This window comes from Arthrobacter sp. NPDC058130, from assembly GCF_042884475.1.
Classification (GTDB): Bacteria; Actinomycetota; Actinomycetes; order Actinomycetales; family Micrococcaceae; genus Arthrobacter.
The window spans coordinates 14785-29701 of record NZ_JBHVTV010000017.1; the positions used below are offsets into that span (position 1 = coordinate 14785).

At 64.9% G+C, this 14917-nt stretch carries 13 protein-coding genes and 1 pseudogene; 3 read left to right on the plus strand and 11 right to left on the minus strand.

Features of this window, described 5'->3' with window-relative positions:
• Positions 1-107 precede the first annotated feature (107 nt).
• The 6 genes and pseudogenes from ACFVTM_RS20975 to ACFVTM_RS21000 all read right to left on the minus strand — a co-directional run.
• A complete protein-coding gene (locus ACFVTM_RS20975) occupies positions 108-1064 on the minus strand; it encodes an IS481 family transposase (protein WP_390206003.1) in 957 nt (318 codons plus the stop codon).
• A gap of 434 nt (positions 1065-1498) precedes the next feature.
• Complete coding sequence (locus ACFVTM_RS20980) at positions 1499-2038, minus strand: 3-phenylpropionate/cinnamic acid dioxygenase subunit beta (RefSeq protein WP_390206004.1); 540 nt, start codon at positions 2036-2038, stop codon at positions 1499-1501.
• Entirely contained in the window at positions 2025-3446 is a 1422-nt protein-coding gene (locus ACFVTM_RS20985; RefSeq protein WP_390206005.1) for an aromatic ring-hydroxylating dioxygenase subunit alpha, read from the minus strand. The genes ACFVTM_RS20980 and ACFVTM_RS20985 overlap by 14 nt, the downstream gene beginning before the upstream one ends.
• Positions 3447-3601: 155 nt before the next feature.
• On the minus strand, positions 3602-4855 hold the full coding sequence (locus ACFVTM_RS20990) for an NAD(P)/FAD-dependent oxidoreductase (RefSeq protein ID WP_390206006.1): 1254 nt from the start codon (positions 4853-4855) through the stop codon (positions 3602-3604).
• A 2-nt stretch (positions 4856-4857) separates the two neighbouring features.
• On the minus strand, positions 4858-5055 hold the full coding sequence (locus ACFVTM_RS20995; protein WP_390206007.1) for a ferredoxin: 198 nt from the start codon (positions 5053-5055) through the stop codon (positions 4858-4860).
• 126 nt (positions 5056-5181) lie between these two features.
• Positions 5182-5259, minus strand: a pseudogene (locus ACFVTM_RS21000) (hypothetical protein); the annotation flags it as partial.
• A 311-nt stretch (positions 5260-5570) separates the two neighbouring features.
• On the opposite strand from ACFVTM_RS21000, the gene ACFVTM_RS21005 reads away from it, so the two are divergent.
• Together ACFVTM_RS21005 and ACFVTM_RS21010 are read left to right on the plus strand one after the other, a co-directional pair.
• Positions 5571-6815 carry an MFS transporter gene (locus tag ACFVTM_RS21005; protein WP_390206008.1) on the plus strand — a complete coding sequence of 415 codons (1245 nt, stop codon included), beginning with the start codon at positions 5571-5573 and terminating at the stop codon, positions 6813-6815.
• Positions 6775-7527 carry a FadR/GntR family transcriptional regulator gene (locus ACFVTM_RS21010; protein ID WP_390206010.1) on the plus strand — a complete coding sequence of 251 codons (753 nt, stop codon included), beginning with the start codon at positions 6775-6777 and terminating at the stop codon, positions 7525-7527. Before ACFVTM_RS21005 ends, ACFVTM_RS21010 begins: the two co-directional genes overlap by 41 nt.
• 1200 nt (positions 7528-8727) lie before the next feature.
• On the opposite strand, the gene ACFVTM_RS21015 is transcribed toward ACFVTM_RS21010, so the two are convergent.
• The 5 genes from ACFVTM_RS21015 to ACFVTM_RS21035 form a co-directional block, all read right to left on the minus strand.
• Complete coding sequence (locus ACFVTM_RS21015; RefSeq protein WP_390206011.1) at positions 8728-8868, minus strand: hypothetical protein; 141 nt, start codon at positions 8866-8868, stop codon at positions 8728-8730.
• A 282-nt stretch (positions 8869-9150) separates the two neighbouring features.
• Positions 9151-10128 (minus strand): PDR/VanB family oxidoreductase, encoded by a 978-nt coding sequence (locus tag ACFVTM_RS21020; RefSeq protein WP_390206012.1) that lies wholly within the window; start codon positions 10126-10128, stop codon positions 9151-9153.
• Positions 10129-10130: 2 nt separating this feature from the next.
• Complete coding sequence (locus ACFVTM_RS21025) at positions 10131-10643, minus strand: hypothetical protein (protein ID WP_390206014.1); 513 nt, start codon at positions 10641-10643, stop codon at positions 10131-10133.
• 29 nt (positions 10644-10672) lie between these two features.
• On the minus strand, positions 10673-11842 hold the full coding sequence (locus tag ACFVTM_RS21030; protein ID WP_390206015.1) for a zinc-binding dehydrogenase: 1170 nt from the start codon (positions 11840-11842) through the stop codon (positions 10673-10675).
• Positions 11843-11866: 24 nt separating this feature from the next.
• A complete protein-coding gene (locus ACFVTM_RS21035) occupies positions 11867-13150 on the minus strand; it encodes a Rieske 2Fe-2S domain-containing protein (protein WP_390206016.1) in 1284 nt (427 codons plus the stop codon).
• A 167-nt stretch (positions 13151-13317) separates the two neighbouring features.
• Between ACFVTM_RS21035 and ACFVTM_RS21040 the strand changes: the two genes are divergently transcribed.
• Positions 13318-14901 carry an IclR family transcriptional regulator C-terminal domain-containing protein gene (locus ACFVTM_RS21040; protein ID WP_390206017.1) on the plus strand — a complete coding sequence of 528 codons (1584 nt, stop codon included), beginning with the start codon at positions 13318-13320 and terminating at the stop codon, positions 14899-14901.
• The last annotated feature ends 16 nt before the right edge of the window (positions 14902-14917 follow it).

Genomic DNA, 14917 nt, shown 5'->3' on the forward strand with positions numbered 1-14917 from the left:
GTATGCGCAGGGAGCACCTGGCCGGTGCGCTCCGCAATGCGCAGTTGCTGCGGTCCCGCGGCGCGGGACACTAGCGGACGTTGGCGCCTTCTAGGTGTACTGAGCCATCAGGTTGGTGACACCCGGGAGATGGGTGTGGTTCCGATGCCGGTGTGGATTCGTTCAGTGTTGTAGTGCTGGAGCCATGGCGCAAGGGTGGCATGGCGGTGGTTGCTGCTGGTGAAGACCTGCCGGTAAGCCCATTCGGTTTGCAGGGTCCGGTTGAAGCGTTCGGCTTTGCCGTTGGTCCAGGGGCAGTGGGGCTTGATGAAGCGCTGAACGGCTCCGAGGTCCAAAACGGCCTGATGGAACGCGGCGGAGTTGCGGTAGGCGAAGGCATTGTCGGTGATGACGCGTTCGATCCGGTGGATGCCCTGTGCGGCGAAGTAGCCTGCGGCGCGCGTGAGGAACCCGGCCGCGGTGGCACCCTTCTCGTCGGGGAGGACTTCGGCATAGCCGATGCGGGTGTGGTCATCGATCGCGACGTGGACGTAGTCGTATCCGATGCCGCGTCCCTTGACCTGCTCCGAGCGGCCGTGGGCGCGCCAGCCGCCGCCGTCGGGGATGCGTCCGAGCTTCTTGACGTCCAGGTGGACGAGTTCCCCGGGCCGGGCCCGCTCGTACCGGTTCGCCGTGGTCCGGGCCGTACGGATCGGGGCGCCGGTCAGCGGATCGCAGTCCGCCAGCCGCGGAACCCCGTGCCGGTGCAGGATCCGGGACACCGTCCGGGCCGGAACGCCGGTGAGCGCAGCGATCCGCAGTGGCCCGAACCTCACAGAACGCCGGGCGTCCAGGACGGCCTGTTCACGTTCGGAACTCGTCCGGGCCGGTGATGACTTCGGCCGGCTCGAACGGTCCGGCAGGCCGGCCGCGCCCTCGGCCCGGAATCGTCTGACCCACCGGTACGCGGTCTGCCGGGAAACGCCCAGCTCCGCAGCGATATGGGCGACCGGGCGGCCTGCGGCCACACGGTCAACGATCAGGCGTCTTCCATGAACTGTCAGACGGGCATTAACGTGGGACACGAGGACCTCCGAGCGCAAAGTGTGTGAACTAGACAGCTCCACTTAGCCCGGAGGTCCTCCTCGTTTCAAGACCTACATGTCAACAACGTCCCGGCTCAGTACATCTAGGACGGCGAGATGGACGGAGTCGTCCAGTCGCATGGCCAGATCTGCGAGAATGGGGCGTGCCAGCAAGCGCGCATGCATGTACCGCACGGCAGACAGGCTGAGGTCGAGAAGCACCGAGCCCGTCCGGACTTCTGGCTCATGGGAGGAGACGGAGGCTGTTGCCGACCGAGGAGACCGGATAGTTGGGCTGTGTTCTCGTTTCGGCGGCAGGCATACTCCAGCCCTACTCTCGCTAAAGAAGGTTCCCACCTTGCGGAAAGGCAGGGGGCGCCTTTCCGCAGGGCGGGAATGAGGGAGGGAGACGTGTTCTCGGGCGGCACCTGTCGTCAGAGGAAGACGGAGAGGTTCTTGGCGAGTAGCACTGTCTGATCCAGCAGCAGGGAGCGGTTAACGACCTTCCATCCGTCGTCCGTCTTGCGGAGGGTGTCCTTGCGGCGCCCGACGAAGAAGTCGGTCTCGTCGGCTACACGGTTACGGTAAACGAGGAATCGGCTCGAGAGCTTGATCTCTGGCCAGGTTACTTCCTCGATGCGGATGTTGGTCACCAGGTGTGAGACCCGGGAGACGGGTTCCTCCGCCCAGTGCACGCCGGTGGCGAGCTGCATCACACGCAGCTCGACCGTCGATTTCGGCTCATCGAACCAGCAAACCTCGGACCCGGCCTTCGTCTCACCACGGGTGTCCGCATCGGCGTATTCGACGTTCATCCGCAGCGGAACGCTGTACTGGTAGTCGTCTGCGAGCAGATCCAGCCAGTCCTCATACCGGCGTTCGTCCAGGAGGTCCGCTTCGGTGAACAGAAACTCCGAGACCTCCTGCAGGAGCGCCCAGCGGTCCGGTCCCTTGGAGTAGTCAGGCGTCAACATCAGTGGTTACCTTTCCTGCGGCGGCTTCGGCAGCTGCTTCTTCGTCCTGGCGGCGAATAATCGCGTCAATCCGGTCGTCCGACTTCGCTATCTCCATGAGCTCGTCCCAGCTGAGGTTGTCGACGAACTCCGACCAGCGGCGGTAGAAGGCCCGCGCGTTCACTTCACCGGAGATCGCGTGGTTGGAATGCACCGCACCATCGAGCTCCGAGAGCTGCTCTGTGCCGAGACCCTGCTGGTAGTTGTACGGGTACCGCTGGGCGATGACGCCCTTTGACGCCTGGGTAGCGTAGTCCCAGTTCTCCATGTCGTCCTGCTCGGTCATGCCTGCAGGCCCGCCGTAGCGCATGTAGTACTGGCGCAGCCATTCGCGCACGTGCTCGGGGGCCTTCTTGTCCGTGAGGAACCAGCGCCACACCTCGGTCTCCGTGGAACTGATCGGATGCGCAACGAGGATGCTCCGCGGGAAGCCGGCCGCGAACGACATGTTCGGGAACATCGTCGCCGGGCCGCGACCGCCTAGGCGGCGGTCCTCGGCGTCCAGACGCTCCTTGCGGGTTGCCCAGGCCTGGTCGAAGTACTCGTTCATCTCCGGCTCGACAAACTCGGGATAGGCGATCTCATAGGCGAGGTTGTCGCTGGCGCCGTGACCATTGCGGAACGAGGTCTTCATGCGGCCTCTTGAGTGGCCGCCCTGGTCCTGACGCTCGCCGTGGCGACGTTTGCCGCGGCCGCCTGGGCCGATGCCGATGGCCTCGACGGAGGCGTGCGTCGAGGCGCCGTGGTATGTGTCGCCGAGGAAGTTTTCCGAAACGAACTTCCAGTTCGACTTGATGCGCCACTTGAGCACACCGTGGAACACCTCGGTGTCGCCGGGGGTGCCGTCGAAGGCGTCGGCGAGGTTGTCCAGCCACCAGTGGAAGTCGCCAACGTAGTCGAGGAAGTCCTCCGCGTTCTCATCCCAGTTGGCGAAGACGAGGCCCTTGTAGTTGTAGACCTTTGGGCAGCGCACCAGGCCCCAGTTCTGCTTATCGAGCTTGCCGCCGTAGGCGACCTTCATGTGCGGGACGCCGAAAAGGTCACCGGGCACGTTGACCAAGCTGCCGTCCATCGAGTAGGACCAGGCGTGATAGGGGCAGGTGAACTGCATGGTATTGCCCTCATCATAACGGGACACGCGCATGCCGCGGTGGCGGCAGGAGTTCAGCAGCACGTAGATACCACCGTCCACATCGCGCGTGAGCAGGACCGGGTCGCTGCCCATCCACGAGGAGAAGTAGTCACCCGGGTTGGGGACCTGCGACGCATGGCCGACGAATAGCCAGGCACGGGGAAACAGATTCTGCATTTCGAGATCGAAGATCTCCTGGTTGACGAAGATCTCGCGGCTGACCTGTCCGGTCTGCAAGTCGACCAGATCGCGTGCGCGGCGCGGGTCCTCGGTCTGAGGAGCAGGCGTGAGACAAGATTCTGACGTGGGACAAGTTTGTGAACTGGAGCAAATGTTTGTGGTCATCGTGAAAGCTCGCTTTCGTGTACGGAATGGGAAGGAAACGACCGGCTTCAACCGGCGGCGACAGTGCGTGCGCCCGCGGCGAGCTTCTCGAGCTCGCTGAGCATCTCGGCGGTCGTCGGTTCGAGCGGCATCAGGCGGCGCACGGCGACCATGCCACGCGGCCAACCGAATGTGACGACGGCACCGCAACCGTCGTCGTCGCCGTGCGTGTAGATCGCGATCCGACGCGGGGTGGGGCCGTCCAGCGTCAGGAGATCGACGTGGGCGTCCGGCTCCGGGTGTCCGGCGACCTGGATCTTCTCGCCGAACTGGTCCGACCAGAAGTAGGGCGCCTCCCGGTATCCGATCGGATCCTGCGGATGCAGGATGTTGTGGGCGACGACGGTAGCCTGATCGGCCGCGTGCGTCCAATGGCCGACCCTGCGGGGCTTGGCGGAGTGGACATCGTAGAAGTGCGCAACGTCCCCCAAAGCGTAGACCCCGGCAGCGCCGAACGCGCGGCACCGGGCGTCGGTGATCACGCCGACGTCGACGCGTATGCCCGAGCCCTGGAGCCAGGCGGTGTTGGGCTCTGATCCGATGCCGGCGACAAGGGCGCCCGCGTGGATCCGCTCGCCGCCCTCCAGCGTAATCACGGCGCCGCTGCCGTCACGCGTAATCGAGGTGATCCGTGCGTGCGTGCGCAGGTCGACGCCGCGATCGCGATGGGTAGCCGCGATGTGAGCGCCGACGACGGCACCGAGACTGCGCTCGAGCAGTGTACCGCGCCGGTCGATGATCGTGACCGGAAGGCCGAGTTCGCGGGCCACGGACGCTGCTTCGGCCGCGATGAACCCGCCGCCGACCGCGACGACGTGCTCGCCCTCGCGGAGCTGGTCGCGGAGGGCATCGGCGTCGGACGCCGTCCCGATGACGTGGCCGATCGGCTCGCCGTCGTCCGCGACCAGGCGCCGGGGCGAGAGACCGGTTGCGATCACCAGTGCGTCGTAGCCGATCACTGGTCCGTCGGAGAGCGTAATCCGGCGTTCCTGCACATTCAGCCCGGTGGCGTGTGCTGGGATTACCGTGGCATCCAAAGACGCCCAACCACCGGGGATCAGGTCGAGTTGCGCGCGCGACCACGTGCCGGTCAGGTACTCCTTCGAGAGTGGCGGGCGGTCGTACGCCTCCCCGGCCTCGGGCTCGATGACGATCAGCTCGCCTGAGAAGCCGTCCGCGCGTAGTGCCTGCGCGGTGCGGGCACCGGCCACGGAACCGCCGACGATGACAACGCGCATCGGAGGCGCGGTGAGGGTGGGCACGGTCACTCCCCGTCAACGAGGACGAGCGCGTTCACGGGGCAGCTGCGGATTCCCGCCTGAACGGTTGCGAGCTCACCGTCCGCGACGGAATCTCGGTTGATCACGACGAGCCCTTCGTCGTCAAGGTCGAGGTGCTCCGGGTCGATGGCTACGCAGTTGCCGTAGCTCTGGCAGAGGTGTCGCTTGGCTTCGATCCGCATTGATCACTCCTGGGACGTTTTCTTCACCCGGGAACATCTGAATTCCCGCGTGAATGGTTAGACCATTTGTGATAGCGATAATGGTCGATGTGGCCCTGCGTGTCAAGAGGGAGCTGCGTGAGGGCCTTAGGCTTCGGCTAGGCGAGCGGCCGTGCCGCCCAAGTGATCGCGCATGATCACGATCGCGGCGTCGACGTCGCGGGCGGCGACGGCATCGACGAAGCGACGGTGCTCCTCGACCCGCTGGCGTCATGGTGACCCGCATCCTGCAGTGACCGGAGGATCGGCCGCTGGATCGACGTGAGCAACATGAGGACCGTGGGGTCGTGCGCCGCGGCGGCGATCGGGGCCGGCGATCCCGGTGATGTCCTCGAGCGTGATGCCAAACATCGGCTGGCCGCTTCCTCAGGTTTTAGCCGCGCCGCATATGGACAGCGATCGACCCAATGCCTTTCGTCCTGGAAAAGCACATCTGTATAATGGACAAACCATTACACTCAGGGAAGGAGGCCGACATGTCACGCACCGACGATTCCGCATCACCGAACGATCCGCGGCGCCTTCGACGCGACCACTACCTCACCCAGTCGGCGAACATCGCCTTCTCGATCGCGCAGGCAATGGCGGCCGTCGTCGTGCCGATCCTGGCCGTTCAGGCCGGGCACTCCATCGAGCTGATCGGGATCATCGTCGCGGTCTCCGCGGTGTCGCAGACCGTCGCGCGCCTCGGCATGGGCACCCTAATGAGTCGGCTGCCCACCAAGCACTTCATCGCCGCAGCCACGCTGCTGCTGGCCACATCCTGTTTCCTCCTCGGCCTCAGCACCGCATTGTGGGCCTTCATCATTGCCCAACTCCTGCAAGGAGCGGCACGCGCCTATTTCTGGACCGGAAGCCAGACGCATGTCGTCCGCGCATCCGAATCCGCCGTCACCGCACTCTCCCGCCTGAACGTCGTCCAAGGCGTCGGCCAGCTGATCGGGCCGGCACTGGCGGGCTTCATTGGCGCCTGGTCACTGCAGATGTCCCTCCTGTCAGCCGCCGCACTCGCGGCGATCGCGCTCGCGCCGGCGATCGCCCTCATCCACTTCGCCCCGTTCCCGCAGCGGAGCCGCCACAGCACCGGGCGCCCGCGGCAGATCTGGCGGCAGCCAGGTGTCAGCATGGCCGCCAGCATGACAGCGGTCGGCGGTGCGTGGCGCGGGATCCTCAATTCCTACCTACCCGTCATCCTGACCCAGGTCGGCTACAGCGTCCCCGTCGCCGGCACCCTCGTGACGGTCGCCAATCTCGCTTCGCTTGGCGGCAGTGCCTTCTCCCGCCGCATCCAAGCCGCGGGTCCGCGCGTCGCGAACGCGATCGGCACGGCGGGGGCAGGTCTGGGACTCGCGCTCGCGTCGTTCTTCCCAAATCCGATCTGGGTGGTCGTTGTCGGGCTCGCCATATCGGGCGCAGGTGCCGGGATTCTGCAGACGGTCGGTCCGGCCTTGGCGGCAGATTCCGTCAGCGACGACGATCGTGGGCGCGCCATCGCATCCATCGGGACGTTCCGGTCCGTGTCGCTGCTCGCGTCCCCGCTGGCGACCGCAGGCCTCATCCTCATCGTCCCCAGCGCTGCTGTCGCCGCGGGGATCGCCGGTATCATCATTTCCACGCCGACACTGACCACCCTGCTCAGACCCGGACGCCAGGCGAGGACGCCCCAGGAAGGCACCGCACATGAAAGCAACGAGGACTACGACGAACAGTTCACAAACTGACCGCCCAGGGAGAACGGTCCCCACCGATCTGTTCACCCCGATCGAGGCGCAGCGTTCCTCTCAGACGGTCGCGGACAGGATCCGGACCATGATCCAGGAGGGCGTGATCGCAGTCGGAGATCGCCTGCCCTCCGAGCGCGACCTGTGCGTTCAGCTAGGCGTGAGCCGCGTCACGGTCCGCGAAACATTGCGAATCCTCGAGACGAACGGGCTGGTCGCCGTCAAGGTCGGTGTGAGCGGCGGCGCATTCGTCACGGTTCCACCGATCGATGTCGTGCGCGACAACATCGGCGACCTTCTCGCACTCTCCACTCTGATAGCGGCCGAAATCACGGAGGCGCGCACGCTTCTCGAGCTGAGCGTGATCCCGCTGGTGTGCGAGCGTGCAACGGATGCAGACATTGTGGAGCTCTACGCGCTCTGCGACCGAGCCCTCGCAGAGCGCGAGCGAGGCGACTACAATGTGCGCACATCCCTGAGCTTCCACCTCCGCGTCGCCGCCGCGGCGCACAACCCCGCGGTCCTCATGCTGCTCACATCGATCCAGCAGCCGATCCTCCGGTCACTGCACGACGCGGCTCACCACGACACCAGCGGCGTCGAGGAGCACCGTCGCTTCATCGATGCCGTCGCCGCCCGCGACGTCGACGCCGCGATCGTGATCATGCGCGATCACTTGGGCCGCACGGCCGCTCGCTTAGCCCAAGCCTAAGGCCCTGATTCTTATCGAAGGCGTCAGCCGAAGCTTGAAACCGCAATCAGGTCCGAAGCGACTTTCTCACCGCCCAGGAGTCGACAGTCTCACTCCGGGCATGACTGTGCGCCTGCAGGGTCTTCGTTTACGTGATCACATCACAGCCCAGGGCGGCACGTACGAAGAAGCTAAGGCGGCACTGGAGGCAGCAGTTCCGGAGAACGTTCACCATGGTGAAAGCTGTCCCCGTTACTACGGGTGTCGGTGCGATCCCACTGGACCTCTCGCGGCGGCGCCTCGGAGGCGCGCCGCCGCGTCCGTTCTACGATTGCCGCGTGCACTCAACGATGGAAAAGCCATGAATGAGCCCGCCGAGGAACTTTTGCCGGGAGGCGGGGTGGCCGGCTTGTCCCGCTGCGGATCATCGGACCCCCGACCGGTGCGAAGAGTCAACGGGCTACGGGCGGCCGCGTCCGAGCGTGGAAGACCGCCGAAACGGCCCACCCTATTGAATATCGGGGCAATTTCCTCGGGAACCGGCGCATAAGCCGTCGAGCCCGCGCCCCTGTACTTTACCCGCTGCGAAGAGAAAGTCGAGCCGATGGCCTGTACCGGGGAATCGAGCTCCTCCGCGACGGCGTCGTGATGTTGCCTGCCCCGGGTCCTCCCCGCTCATCTCATCTACGACACTCCCCTGATGGTCCGCGAGGGTCTGGATAGTGCCGAATGCCAGGGATGGATCCACCGGCAGCGCCATAAGGGACGCCCAGAGTGAGTCCCCGCCGAACAGGACCATGAACCAGGGGGCGCCAGATGTCGCCCTTCCCGCCGGAGAACCAGAAGAATGAGCCCTCAACTAAGGTGACCGCACCCGCGCCCAGTGAGCCGGCCGCCGTGTCAGCATTCCAACCAGCCCATCCCGCGTTCTACGCCCGCTGTGTGCTTCACACCAGCCACATACGCTGCCTGATGCGACTAAACGGCGCTGTAGGGGGCTGGGATTCCGGTGGAGTCGGCGCCGCTTGCTGCGCCCCTCGGCAGTGGCGCGTCCGTCTTGCGGTTAGAGCGTGCCTCTTACAGAAGTGCGTCGCAGGCCGGAGTGCCAGCAAGCGCCGAACGAGCCGGCAAATGGTCAGAGGGACCTCTTCCGGGCATCGAGCTGTTTCGTGTAGCCGAAGGGGACCGCTTCGCTCAGCCTCACGGTAAAGTGTCCGTCTCTCAGACGGGATACCAAGATGACGAGGCCGCGGCCCCGCCGGGCGACTCGATCATCCGGGCGACCGCCGCGTCCAAGCCACAGTCCATCGCGGCCCTGTCATGGACATTGACTTCGATGACGATGTCAGCTCCGGCGTCCATGAACTGTCCTTCGTGTTCAAAGACCGGCAGAAATGTGGAACCCTGCGCCTGCTCATACAGGGCGCGCAGTTCGACTCCGTGGGCTGCAATCCAGAGCGCGTCAGAAGGGCGTGATCGTTGAGTGAATGTCGACAGAGACATTCAAGGACGGGGACAAGAACGTCGACCGCAGCCCTGCGGCCGCCTCGGAGCGACGGTGCTCGCTATGGGTCGCGGGTGCACTTACCCGTCAAGTTTTCCATTGCCGTGCCTTATCCAGCTATGCCAACAGAGAGGCGTCTTCTAGGCGTCCAACACCAGTTTGGGGCACTTGGAGCGGCTGACGCAGATGAACATGGTGTCGTTCCTGGCCCGTTCCTTTTGCGAGAGGATGGTGTCGCGGTGTTCGACTTCACCTTCCAGGACCTTGGTTTCGCAGGTACCGCAGAACCCTTCCTCGCAGGAGGACATGAAGGAGGGGTTTACTTCGAGTACGACGTCAAGGACGGACTTTTCTGGTGGAACGGTCAGCGTGCAGCCGGATTGCCGCAGCTCAATTTCAAATGGTGCGTCTGCCTCTGTTTCCGCTGTGTCCTCGGTGCGGCTCGGTGGCGTGGCGGCGGCAAACAGTTCCGCATGGAAGGCGTCTGCACCGAGTGTGTATGCGGTGATGTCCTGAAGGTCGGCCAGGAGCCGTTCCGGTCCGCACGCGTAGACGGCTGTTCCGGCGGGCGCGTTCTTGATTTCGGCGAGCAGGTCGGCACGGCCGCGCTCGTCCCGGGGGTAGAGCGCAAGGGAGTCTCCCATGATCTCCTGGATCTCGTCGATGAACGCCATGGTCTGCCGGCTGGATCCGCAGTAGACGAGACGGGTGCTTTTACCGGCGGCCACCAGTTCCCGTGCCATGGCCATGATGGGCGTGATGCCGATGCCGCCGGCGACCAGCAGGTAGTGGGCTGCGCCGTCCTCTATCTTGAAATGGTTGCGCGGTCCGCGCGCCGTCAGTTTTGTACCCAGCCGGGTCTCGGAGTGGAGTTCCTCTGACCCGCCGCGCCCGCCGGTCTCGCGGAGGACGGCGAGACGGTATTTGTGCAGATTACGGGGGTCGGAGCACAGGCTGTAGTGCCGCACCATGCCCGACGGAAGGACGATTTCCAGGTGGGCGCCGGGCTGCCATTCGGGGAGTGTGCTGCCGTCGGGAAGGGCGAGTTCGAGGGAGATGACGTTGGTGGATTCCTGGCGCAGACCGTGCACAACGAGGTCGAGGGTGTCTTGGGACATGGTCAGGCTCCGGTGGGGTGTTGGAAGAGTGTGCCGGGAATGGCTTCCCTGGTTCCGCCTTTGAGGACCTCGATGAAGTCGCGTGCGAGGTCGGTTTTCCTGACGGTGACGAGCATGTCGAGTTCGCGGCGCAGCACCCGCATGGAGGTCGAGCCGGGCTCGGAATCCCAGCCGCCGAGGCCGACCAGGACGCCGGCGAGAAGTGTCCCCTGGTTCCGCCCTGCAGTGGCCATGGCCTCAACAAAATCGTCGGGAATCTCTTCGAGCCGCGACCCGAGGAACACCATCATGTCCGTGCTGGCCGCGAGGTCGCTGATGGTTTCGGTGATGGGTTGGGCCTCGGGTTCGTCGATCCCGCGCAGGAGTACGCCGTCCGGGTGGCTTGCGGGGGCGGCGACCAGGACTTCCCGCAGGCCGGCGTCGGACATTGACGAGACGAGTGCAGCGCCCGAGGGCCCGAGGGGTACGAGCAGGATGCGGGCCTTATAGTAGGCGCGCGACGTTAAACGTGTCATGGGTTTTCCTTAGCTTGGGTTGTCGCTGTTCAGAGCGAAGGTCGAACGACGACGTGCGGACTGCTGGGCCCTGACCGGTCCAGAAGAGTGCGGAAGAGTTCGTCGACGCCGTCGAGCCCCACCTCGATGCTCGGCACGTGTTCCAAGCCGGTGTCTCCGGCCGCCAGAAGTTCGATGCTCCTGGTGATAGCTTGCGGCGAACGGCCGCGTACGCCGACGACACCGGACGCGCCGCGCACCAGGGTCTTCAGGTTCACTTCTGCGACGGGGGTATCCCCGAGTCCGGCCAGGACCAGACGTCCCAGTTTCCGGAGGTGTTCTGTGGTTTGGAGTGCTGGTCCACCAAGACCGACGGTATCGACGATGACGTCGAATCCGCTGGCGTTGCCGTGCCGGCCCAAGGCCGCGGACGTTGATGAGGCGTCGTCGTTGACGAGGATGGAGGCGCCCATGGCCTCGGCGATCTCCAGGCGGTCGCGGCTGGTGCGCGAGTTGCGTCCGAGCACGACGATCTCCTGGGCGCCGGATGCCCTGGCGGCCGCCACGGCGGCGATGCCGTGGTAGCCCGGCCCGATGATGGCCACGCGCGAGCCACTCGTGGCGCCACCGATGTTGATGACCCAATCGACCGCGTTGGCGAAGGGTTGGGTCCAGGCGGCGAGGTTCGAATCCAGATCCCGGGGCAGCTTGTGCAGCACTGTCTGGGTCGACAGTTCCATGTATTCCGCGTTGCCGCCGTGAAGACCAGAACTCTCGTGGAGTCCCAGCATTCCTACCCGGCGCTGTCCGCCCCACAAATCCGCGTCCGGGCAGAAACGGTAGATATCCGGCTGCAGGCAGGTAGCGCAGGTGGCCCGCCCGCAGGGGAGGTACTCCTCCAGTGCCACTCTGTCGCCGACCTCGACGTCCCACGACCACTGCATGACAGGGGTGAGAGAGACGATTTCGCCAACGACGTGGTGGCCCATCACTGTGGGCCGGGCGAGGCCCTGTTGGTACAGGTCCAGATCGGTTCCGCACAGGGCGGAGGATTCGACCTTCAGCCAGCCTGCGGCGCTCGTGGATAGTCTCGGGTCGATCGATTGGACCGTGGTGGTCGAATCAGGCAACGACACGGCCGCCCTGACAGCATCGGGAAGGGGCGCTGCCAGCATCCCGGCCGTGTCGGGAGAGGCAAACATGGAACCGTGGTCTTTCATACGGAACTCCTAGCGGGTTCGGGTCTAGATGGAAACGAAGTCGGTTCCGGGGACCACCTGGATGGCCTGGTGCGCACCCTCGTGGAACGGGACGTCCTTGGGGAGCAGCATTGACGTCGAGCGCACGCGCTGGTCCGCGGTGTCGATGCCCGGCAGGGCCTCGTCCTCCATGGAGTCCAGCGCTGCCAGCAGGCGGCGCCGTGCCAGGATGATGGCGGCGTCGGAGGTGCCCAGCCGCTCCTTGGTGCGGTCCGCGATGTCGCCCATGCTCTCCTGCAGGGAGAAATCCTGCGCGGCGATGCCCTCGATGCCGGAGAAGGTCTTGTTCTGCTTCTGGGCCTCACGGTCCATGAGATAGTCATTGCCCTTGTTGGCGAGGGTCCGATAGGTTCCGGGAATGTATTTGGCGTGGATGCCGTCGCCATTGCGCATCTGCTCCAGTTCGTCTTCCCGCAGGTCGCGCGTCGGGTGGTAGTTCCAGGACCAGGCCCAGCACGTGGTGTCGTCGATCGGGACCCAGGCGTGCCCGCCCATGGGATTGTGGGTGCCGAAGGGCGGAATGATCGTATAAAAGGGCATGATCCACTGGGTGATGCGCCAGTAAAACTCTTCCTCGTTCGCGTTGCGGCGGGCTCCGATCAGCAGACCGCCGTCGCTTTCGGCAACCTCGAACTTCGGGCGGGTGTCAGCCTTGATGTACTCATTGCCCGCCGTTCCGGAGTGCATCGGGTCATCGTCCAGGTTGAAGCGGTGGGCGAAGGACACATGGCTAGAGTCGATGCCACCCTCCATGGCCTGGAGGTAATTAGTTTCCTGAAGGCGCTTGGAAATAAAGCGCTGCCCGTCGCCAAGCAGGGCCCATTCGAGTTCCGGAAGCTCCGGCAGCTGCTCCCCGGCGCCCATGTACGCCCACAGCACGCCTCCCCGTTCTACGAGGGGATATGACTTCTGCTTGATCCGGCACTTGAACTTGGAGTCTTCCGGCTCGGACGGCATGTCCGCCAGGTTTCCCTCCACGTCGTACTTCCATCCGTGGTAGGCACACCGGAGGCCGTTTTCCTCGTTGCGTCCGAAGTACAGGGAAGCAGTCCGGTGTGCGCAGAACTCGTCCAACAGGCCCAACCGGCCGGACGTGTCGCGGAAAGCGATGAGCTTCTCGCCCAGGAGCTGGACTCGCACCGGCGGGCAGTCCGCTTCGGGGAGTTCCTCGGCGAGGAGCGCAGGGAACCAATACCGCCGGAATAAGCGCCCCATCGGCGTTTCCGGGCCGGTCTGGGTCAGCAAGACGTTCTGTTCTGAAGTGAGCACTGTAGGAGCCTTCCGAGGGAGCAACATTTTGTATCCATTTTCCGCGCTTCTGCGCGCTATTCGGTTGAAATAGTGTTGCATGGGTCTCATTGGACGTCAAGCAGGGCTGCGCGGTGGGCAGTTGATTTGCGGGGCAATGGTTTAGATTCGAGAGTGTGAATGCATCAATGCCGGCCGCCGCAGAGCTCGCGGCCACAGACCCGGACTATGTGGACTCCCTGGAACGGGGCCTATCGGTCCTCAGGGCATTCAGTGCGCGGGAAGAGGCGCTCTCCGTCACGGACGTGGCTTCGCTTGTGGGTATTACGCGCACTGCGGCGCGCAGGTTCGCCCTCACCTTGGAGTACCTGGGCTATGCAAGCCAGTCGGCCGAAGGATACAGGTTGACCCCCGGGGTGCTCGCGATCGGCGACGCATACCTTCGCAGCAGCCCGCTGCCGGACGCCGCCCACCCCCATCTGGTCGAGCTGGTCCGGGCGGTGGGGGAAACTGCTTCCCTGACCGTCCTGCACAGGCGCCGCGTCTATTACGCCGCCCGCGTAGCTGCCGACAGGATCGTCACGGCAAATATCACCGTCGGCACCAGCGTTGCGGCCTACAGCACGGCCACCGGCCGCATTCTGCTGGGCGCCCTCTCTCCGGACGAACTCGAGGATTACCTTGAGTTCATTGAGCCCGGCTCTGGTTTCGACCCCGACTACGTGCGGAAACGCATCGTGGAAGCCCGCGAGCGTGGCTGGGCGGTGGCGGATCAGGAGTTGACGCCGGGAATCCGGTCTGTGGCCGTTCCCCTGCGTGACCCGGAGGGCCGGATCGTCGCCGCACTGAACATTGCAGCCCACGCCACACGCGTGGACGCCGAGGTACTCGAGAACGACTTCGTTCCGCTGCTCCAGACTGCCGCGCAACGGACCGCGGCCGTCCTCTGGCCGGCTTCCGGAGCAGCTCCGGCCAGGTCCGTGATGGCGCCTGCCAACGATGCTCGCTCCAAGGTGCGCCCATCGGATGTCATCCAGTCGGTAGAACGGGGGTTGTGCATCCTCACCGCCTTCGATGAAGGCCACCCAGCCATGAACCTGGCACAGATATCCGCGCGGTGCCGGCTGCCGCGCTCGGCGGCGCGTCGCTTCGTCCTGACCCTGGCCTCCCTTGGCTACCTTGAGCAGCAGGGGCGCAGCTACGCCCCGACCCCCCTGGTGCTGGAGTTGGGATACTCCCTGCTGTCCCGGCTTTCGCTCACAGACGTGGCCAAACCCCGCCTCGAAGCATTGGCGCGGAAGCTCGGCGCGTCCGTTTCCATCGGCGTTCTGGACGGCATGGACCTGCGCTACGTAGACAGGGCCAGCGCGCCGAGCCCCTTGATCGTGAACATTCGCCCGGGCACACGGGTTCCAGCAGAGCGCACGGCCATGGGCCAGGTCCTCCTGTCCCTTCTGCCGTCCGCCGCCCTTGAAGACGCCAAGCGTTCCGCGGGCAGAGACAGGGCCGCCAACGGCCTTGCAGACCTCGAGGTCACACTGGCGGCCGTTCGAGAGCAGGGCTGGAGCTACGTTGACCAATTGCTTGAGGCCGGAATACGCGCCGTTGCGGTCCCCCTTCGGAACCGCCGAGGTGAGGTTGTAGCAGCCATGAGCGCCTCAGTCCACGAGGCCACTACCCCTGACCGGGACATGACCGAGAATTTCCTGCCGCCCCTGCGTGCCGCCGCCGAGGATTTCATCATGGATCTAAGGGATGGTCTCAACGCCTAAAGCGTCCGATTTACGC

What these genes read in the sequence shown, in the direction of transcription:
- ACFVTM_RS21025 (WP_390206014.1), bottom strand. Translation starts at nt 10,643, where the DNA reads ATGACACGTTTAACGTCGCGCGCCTACTATAAGGCCCGCATCCTGCTC.
- ACFVTM_RS21015 (WP_390206011.1), bottom strand. Translation starts at nt 8,868, where the DNA reads ATGGACGCCGGAGCTGACATCGTCATCGAAGTCAATGTCCATGACAGG.
- ACFVTM_RS21040 (WP_390206017.1), top strand. Translation starts at nt 13,318, where the DNA reads ATGCCGGCCGCCGCAGAGCTCGCGGCCACAGACCCGGACTATGTGGAC.
- ACFVTM_RS21030 (WP_390206015.1), bottom strand. Translation starts at nt 11,842, where the DNA reads ATGAAAGACCACGGTTCCATGTTTGCCTCTCCCGACACGGCCGGGATG.
- ACFVTM_RS20980 (WP_390206004.1), bottom strand. Translation starts at nt 2,038, where the DNA reads ATGTTGACGCCTGACTACTCCAAGGGACCGGACCGCTGGGCGCTCCTG.
- ACFVTM_RS21020 (WP_390206012.1), bottom strand. Translation starts at nt 10,128, where the DNA reads ATGTCCCAAGACACCCTCGACCTCGTTGTGCACGGTCTGCGCCAGGAA.
- ACFVTM_RS21005 (WP_390206008.1), top strand. Translation starts at nt 5,571, where the DNA reads ATGTCACGCACCGACGATTCCGCATCACCGAACGATCCGCGGCGCCTT.
- ACFVTM_RS20995 (WP_390206007.1), bottom strand. Translation starts at nt 5,055, where the DNA reads ATGCGGATCGAAGCCAAGCGACACCTCTGCCAGAGCTACGGCAACTGC.
- ACFVTM_RS21010 (WP_390206010.1), top strand. Translation starts at nt 6,775, where the DNA reads ATGAAAGCAACGAGGACTACGACGAACAGTTCACAAACTGACCGCCCA.